Genomic DNA, 6,529 nt, shown 5'->3' on the forward strand with positions numbered 1-6,529 from the left:
TGCTTCGATGACGATCGAACTCTCCGAACGCGAGAGCATGGAATTCGACGTCGTGATCGTCGGCGCGGGGCCTGCGGGCCTGTCGGCCGCGATCCGGTTGAAGCAGGTCAATCCTGATCTCACCGTCCTCGTGCTGGAAAAGGGCTCGGAAGTCGGCGCCCATATCCTGTCGGGCGCCGTTGTCGATCCCATCGGCATCGACCGCCTGCTGTCTGACTGGTGCGTGGACGATAGCCATCCGTTCAAGACCACGGTGACGGACGACCATTTCTTGCTGCTCGGCCCGGCCGGCTCGATCCGCCTGCCGAACTTCGCCATGCCGCCCTTGATGAACAATCATGGCAACTACATCGTATCGCTCGGCAATGTCTGTCGCTGACTGGCGACCAAGGCGGAAGAGCTCGGCGTCGAGATCTATCCCGGCTTTGCCGCAACCGAAGTGCTCTACAACGACGAGGGCGCGGTGATCGGTGTCGCCACCGGCGACCAGCACGGAAAGATGGTTAGTCCTCTGTTGCGATAGACCATCATCGGGTTACCTCGTTCCGAGAGTTCCCATTCTGTCAGCCCGAAATCCCCTTCGCTTTTCGACCGAAAAGCCAATCCAGAACCCCACAGCCATTCTCCGCCAATCACTGGGCGATCAGGGAAAGAGTGAAGAGTCAGCGACGCTTTGAGGGGCGGTCCAACGCCAACGTGGACCAACGCGGCCAATTTATTCTTCGTTGCACCAGATCCGCGCCTTCTGTCGGCCTTGTCGGGTCCGTGACACACAGTCTCTTTGTCGGATCCGTCACACACAGTCTTGTTTAGCCGATCCTTTGTCTTTGGCTAAATAGCTGTAAAGCAAGCACAAAGTTTTTTCTTCAGCTCGATCAGCCAAATTGGCACGAGTTTTGTGTCTCTTCGTTGAGGAGTGGCGGCAGCAACTGCCGACCAGCATTGATGGCGCGGTTAGCCGCGATGGATGAAACAAGAAGGAGATCTGCGTCAGACCGCATTCTGTGGGAAGGGCGCATCGCCGTCCACCAGAAAGCGACGCTCGCATTCCAGTCGACCTCGGCTAGAGGATTCTCGTTGTCCGCTGTGATTGGCCAACACGTGGTTCGCTTAGGCCCTGATGGATGGCCCCCCTATGCAAGTCCTTGGCAACTGCGGTCGCCGGCGACCCCTCAGATTCTTCTGGAGAGACGATCATGTCCAAAGTGGCATTCATTTTCGGTACTCGTCCTGAGGCGATTAAATGCGCCCCAGTCATCAACGCAATGAAGCTCGACCGCAGGTTCGAGCCACTCGTTGTTTCCACGGGGCAGCATCGCGAGATGCTTGATATCACTTTACCGGAATTCGGTATTCGACCGGACATCGAACTAAACGTCATGCAACCTCGCCAGACCTTGTCGCAGGTCACACATCGAATACTGGAAATGCTCTCCGTGCAAATGGAACAATGGGGAATGGACGCGGTGATCGTTCATGGCGATACCGCGAGCACCCTGGCAGGCGCCCTGGCCGCCTTCCAGCACCGTATCCCCATCATCCATCTCGAGGCGGGCTTACGCAGCGGCAACATTGCATCACCATATCCAGAGGAGGCCAATCGGCGCCTCGTTGCCCAGATAACGGATCTCCACCTGGCGCCGACCATCCGGAGCAGCGAGAACCTTATCCGCGAAGGTGCCCGTGAGGATCGTATCACGGTCACCGGCAACACGGTCGTCGATGCACTTCATTGGGCGGCCGAAAATGCTCCCGCCTTCGCCGAGCCCGCACTTGCCGACCTCAAGAACGATACGCGGCGAATCGTGGTCGCCTCAGCACATCGACGCGAGTCGTGGGGTGCACCGATGCACGAGATCGCAAGAGCTCTGGTGCAGCTATCATCCCAGGAGAACGTGCGTGTCATCATCCCATTGCACAAGAACCTGGCAGTGCGCGAAGTCATGTTGCCCTATCTGAGCAACCAGGCGAATATTACGGTGGTGGATCCGCTACCGTACCGGAATTTCTGCAGCCTTATGCTGCGCTCGGACATCATCATCTCGGACAGCAGCGGCGCAGAGGAAGAAGGCCCTTCACTCGGCAAACCGACGCTTGTTTTAAGGGACATCACCGAGCGGCCGGAGGCTGTCGAAGCTGGCACAGCGCGCCTTGTGGGCCGCAGCACCGCCCGCATCGTGAGTGAAGCGACCCGACTGCTGCGCGATCCGGACGAATATTCACGAATGGCCCGGCCCGTGGACGCCTACGGCGATGGAAAGGCGACAACTCGGGTTATCGATGCAATCGCGAGATATTTCGCTGCACAGACGGCACGCGAGGCGCGGCTGGTCAGCTGATGGGCACCAGATGTCAGCGGCGTGGCGCGCACCGATCTTTGGATTTCGCTGCGATCCACGCCCTCCCACGAACACCACCATGTCCCTGTCGGACGGACCGGACCGGGCGACGATGGCAAGAGAGGAAGCTCATGGCTAGGCGTAACAACCGGCGAGATCTCAATTTCTCCAACGCTGTGGTTGACGCCGAACTGATTGAGGGCGCTTCGTCATTCGCACTTCACGGGCGCAATATCGTCTTCAACATCGGTGATACCGTCGTTGAGATCGCTGGTAAGCCTCGGCAAACAATCCAGCCATTTTCATCGACCACGCTCATCGACGCGGTCATCGAGAACGCACAGGCAATGATTGTGATCCGTGTTCTCGAGACAGTAGGCGCCAGGGCGAGCACTCTAGGGTGGCCGCGATATGCGGAGACGATCACCGACCCGACCGCGGAAATTCTCGGACTGCCGCTCTACCGCTCATCGCAGGACGACCTTATTGAAATTCGTCTGAGCGGTGCAGCGGCAATGCTTGTCGGGAACCCGGAGACCGACGGCATGACTTTTGCCGCGAAAGCCAATCTTTGGTTTGCTCCGGAAGCGACGGACTGCCTGATCCACAATCTGCATCCATTCATCGAGACCCATGTGCAGATCATGGGAGTGGGACGGATGCAGAAGTTTCAGACGCAGCAGCGGGAAACACTGACCGAAGAAATCCTGATGGCTCCGGGCTTCGCCCAGCCATTCTTCGATTGCACAAGCGATAGTATTGGCGGGTTTCTCTACCCATGGCATCAGTATTACGCGGATACGGATTGCATGTGGCTAGCTTTGGAGCTTCATCCATTCGCTGGATCGCATGATTGACGTCGGCTCCATCCACAACGGAGGTTGACCACTGCATTATGAAAGGACGTCAGTCGGAGAATGGCCGTGGCAGAGAGGAAGGTGATCCAGTCGATCGATCGCGCCGTGGTTTGGGACAGCATCCATCTATAGCAGCTCAATGTGCACACGGTTCGCTAACGGCGCCTGGGAAAGGAAAGGAAAATGTCGATCTGCTTTCGGCCGGGACATGAACGTTCGTTTGGAACATATCCGCTCAAGGGCGAGGATTTGGAGAAGGCATTTGCCGCTGCGTACGAGGTCGGCTATCGATCATTCGACACAGCTCAACTGTACGGAAACGAGGCCGACTTGGGCGCGGCCATCCGCCAGGCTAACGTCTCGACAGACGACCTTCTCATCACCACGAAAGTGCATCCCGAGAACTACACCGAGGAACAGTTCCTGAAATCGGTGGAGGCGAGTCTGAACGCTCTTGGCGTATCGAAGGTCGCCCTTCTGCTCCTCCATTGGCCGGATCCGTCCGGGGACAATCGCAAGTCTCTCGCCCTACTTCGGGACGCGAAGCGTAAGGGACTCGCGACCGAGATCGGCGTCTCTAATTTCACGGCCTCAATGATGCGGGACGCGCAATCATTCACCAATGGCGAAATCGCGATCAACCAGGTTGAATTCCACCCGCTTCTCGATCAGTCAATTCTGCTCGACATGTGCTTTCAGACGGGCGTTCCGCTGGCTTCGTTCTCTTCGGTCGCGAGGGGGGAGGTTTTCAAATATCCGCAATTTGGCCAGATCGGCACAGCCTACGGAAAGTCGGCTGCGCAGGTGGTGTTGAGATGGATTCTGCAGAAAGGCGTCGCCGTCAATACAATGTCAACCAAGCCGGAAAACATGCGGTCGAACTTCGACGTCATGGATTTCGTTCTATCTAGCGTCGACATGAAGCGGATCGACGCTCTCACATGCACGAACTTCAGGTGCGTGGACAAGAACAAGGTGCCGTGGACGCCGGAATGGGATTGACCGATTGCATGAGTATGCCATGAGCAACCGCTCTCTGCTTCCTGTCTCTCTGCAAAATCTCCCTGCTCGGTCCCAAAGTTTTTTCTGCGTCATGAAGGTGGTCGAGACCGGCCGCTGTCATGCCGCCAGCATGGCGAACTGCTCGGCCAGGGAGGGATTTGGATTGAATGCGTACTTGCCTGTCGCTTGCGCATCATGTGAAGCATTTCGATCCCGGACAGGATGATGCTGGCGGTGGCCGGCGACTTGAAGGCCAGCATCGGACGCACACGGCGATTGAATGCGCCGATGGTCCTGCTCGATCCTGTTGTTCAAGTATCGACTTTTCCTGATCGTGATCGGTTTCAGCCAGCGTACTGGGCACCACCGACAAGGGCTGATGAATGACTGTTCGCCGGGCCGGGCAATGTCGGCGAAACCATCAAGTCCGGCGACGGCAAGGTGCTTGGCCATTCCGACGTGGCAACTCTGGTCGCGGCCATGGTTGGTTTGGATCCGGCAACGTCGCCCACGGGGATCCGGCATCCAACCCAACGATGCGCAGTTTGGCGACGCCTAGCAGGTTGGAACCATCGCTGCGGCAATGCAGCAGTCCTGGATGGCTAATGAAAACAAGTCCAAGATGCCGGAGGTGCGCTTACACCGCACCACCGGAGTCTTCGCCGGAGCCAAATGCAGAAAAATCCAGGCGCGTGCTGAAACATCGTGAGGAATTCGATTTGGATTATGTCAGCTGATAAAACGACCCGAATTCAAATTCGATCGATCAATCAGCGCCCTTCGCCGGGGGGCTGTCGGTCCGCATCGCGCCTGACAGTATGCCGGTGCTCCTACGGCCGCCCTGTTGGCGAGGGCTTTCGGGTCATCGCACTGTCACGCTTCGGCTATCCGCCTTCCCCCTCATGCTCAGCCCTACTCGATGCGGTGGACGCCCCCCCAACGGCATCGCGATGTGCTGTCGTTTCCGACTCTGACACCATGGTTCAAACCCCCGCAGTTTACTGAGAAAATCCACAACTTCGTAAGCTGCGGCAGGAGAGAAAAAGCAACAGCTAGAAAACCGCCACCGAGTTCCATAATATGCGTTATGCAACTTGAAGTTGTAACAGCTAAGTTACAATGTCCTGATCTGGCAAAATAGGAATGTCGCTCCTGCTTGTGCCTTGCCACTCTCTCGCCTCGAGAGCGGGGAGATTGTATCTTGGGACTGAAATCGCATTGAGGTCTTGTCGGGGGTTATAGAGCGGCGGATGACGCGCGTTGCCGCCGCAAGCGTGGCTCGCGCGAGCAAGCGTAGGTCATCTCGTCAAAATCGAAGTGGAGGTCGATACGCTGACCCAGTTGGAGGAGGCACTTGGCTTCGCCCCCGAGGCTGTCCTGCTCGACAACATGCTCGATGAGTTGCGCCACGCGGTGGCGATGGTTGCCGGGCGGGCGATCACCGAAGCATCGGGCCCGATTACGCTCGATATGGCTGCGCAGATTGCTGCGACGGGCGTCGATCTGATCTCCATCGGCTGGCTGACCCATAGCGCGCCGATCCTGGATATCGCACTTGATTATCGGGACTCATAATCGACTGATGGACGGCACCGGGCGGATAAGTTTTCCGGTCACCGTCAAGCGGCCAGCAGAGAAGCCGTAAAGGCCAGAAACCAGGGAACAGGATGGAAATGGACGCAACGATTTCGACGAAGACGATGCCGCCGGGTCAAGCACATGACTTGGCGCGAAATTCGCAAGAAAGGCTTTCGTGGCCAGATCGGCGTCGTCTCTGAATGGGCGCGGCGCAGACGCCTTGCTGAAAGGACCGATCAAAGCGCCCTTGCCCGCACGCCTTCGGCACGAAGCATCGCCAGGCTCATGACGCTGGCGCGTAACGACCTGTCCAAATCGGACGCTGTACTGATCGCGGCAATCGACCTCGTCACGCGCGAACGCTGATCGACGACTTTCAGCAGATGATCCGATCAAAAGTGGTCGCAAAACTGGACACTTGGCTGGACGGCGCGAAGGCAAGCCTCGTCGGCTCCTTTGCAAACGGGGTCGAAAAGGACATCGCCGCAGTCCGCAACGCCATTATCTCTCCGTAGTCGAATGGCCAGACCGAAGGCCAGATCACCAAGCTCAAACTCATCAAGCGGCAAATGTACGGCCGCCAAGATTGATCTGCTCCAGGCGCGCCTCGTCGGTGCAACTTAGGCTGTGGCCGCAGCGAGAGTGAAGCCGAACGAGGACCCCGTTTAAGGGTAAGCGCTATTTTCGCTGCACGTTGACGCGAGCGCTTTCGACGGATGGCCTTCGAATCGGGAACGGTATCTGGTCTGATCA

At 57.7% G+C, this 6,529-nt stretch carries 3 protein-coding genes and 4 pseudogenes; 6 read left to right on the forward strand and 1 reads right to left on the reverse strand.

All coding sequences use genetic code 11. The annotated features are described in order from the left end of the window. Positions 1 to 7 precede the first annotated feature (7 nt). The 4 genes and pseudogenes from NKJ23_RS31745 to NKJ23_RS31760 all read left to right on the forward strand — a co-directional run. Positions 8 to 487, forward strand: a pseudogene (locus NKJ23_RS31745) (NAD(P)/FAD-dependent oxidoreductase); the annotation flags it as partial. 709 nt (positions 488 to 1,196) lie between these two features. Continuing rightward, on the forward strand, positions 1,197 to 2,339 hold the full coding sequence (gene wecB, locus NKJ23_RS31750; protein ID WP_352496367.1) for a non-hydrolyzing UDP-N-acetylglucosamine 2-epimerase: 1,143 nt from the start codon (positions 1,197 to 1,199) through the stop codon (positions 2,337 to 2,339). A gap of 131 nt (positions 2,340 to 2,470) precedes the next feature. Beyond that, a complete protein-coding gene (locus tag NKJ23_RS31755) occupies positions 2,471 to 3,196 on the forward strand; it encodes a hypothetical protein (RefSeq protein ID WP_352496368.1) in 726 nt (241 codons plus the stop codon). Between the two features lie 183 nt (positions 3,197 to 3,379). Next, the gene (locus NKJ23_RS31760) at positions 3,380 to 4,198 is read left to right on the forward strand and encodes an aldo/keto reductase (protein ID WP_352496369.1); all 819 of its coding nucleotides are present in this window, start codon (positions 3,380 to 3,382) and stop codon (positions 4,196 to 4,198) included. Between the two features lie 117 nt (positions 4,199 to 4,315). On the opposite strand, the pseudogene NKJ23_RS31765 reads toward NKJ23_RS31760, so the two are convergent. Further along, a pseudogene (locus NKJ23_RS31765) lies at positions 4,316 to 4,543 on the reverse strand (DDE-type integrase/transposase/recombinase); the annotation flags it as partial. 936 nt (positions 4,544 to 5,479) lie between these two features. Between NKJ23_RS31765 and NKJ23_RS31770 the strand changes: the two are divergent. Together NKJ23_RS31770 and NKJ23_RS34795 are read left to right on the forward strand one after the other, a co-directional pair. Then, positions 5,480 to 5,773 (forward strand): annotated as a pseudogene (locus tag NKJ23_RS31770) (nicotinate-nucleotide diphosphorylase); the annotation flags it as partial. A gap of 150 nt (positions 5,774 to 5,923) precedes the next feature. Then, a pseudogene (locus NKJ23_RS34795) lies at positions 5,924 to 6,400 on the forward strand (transposase); the annotation flags it as partial. Positions 6,401 to 6,529: the final 129 nt, after the last annotated feature.

Origin of the sequence: Mesorhizobium sp. M0184 (genome assembly GCF_040322215.1) — a bacterium.
Classification (GTDB): domain Bacteria; phylum Pseudomonadota; class Alphaproteobacteria; order Rhizobiales; family Rhizobiaceae; genus Mesorhizobium.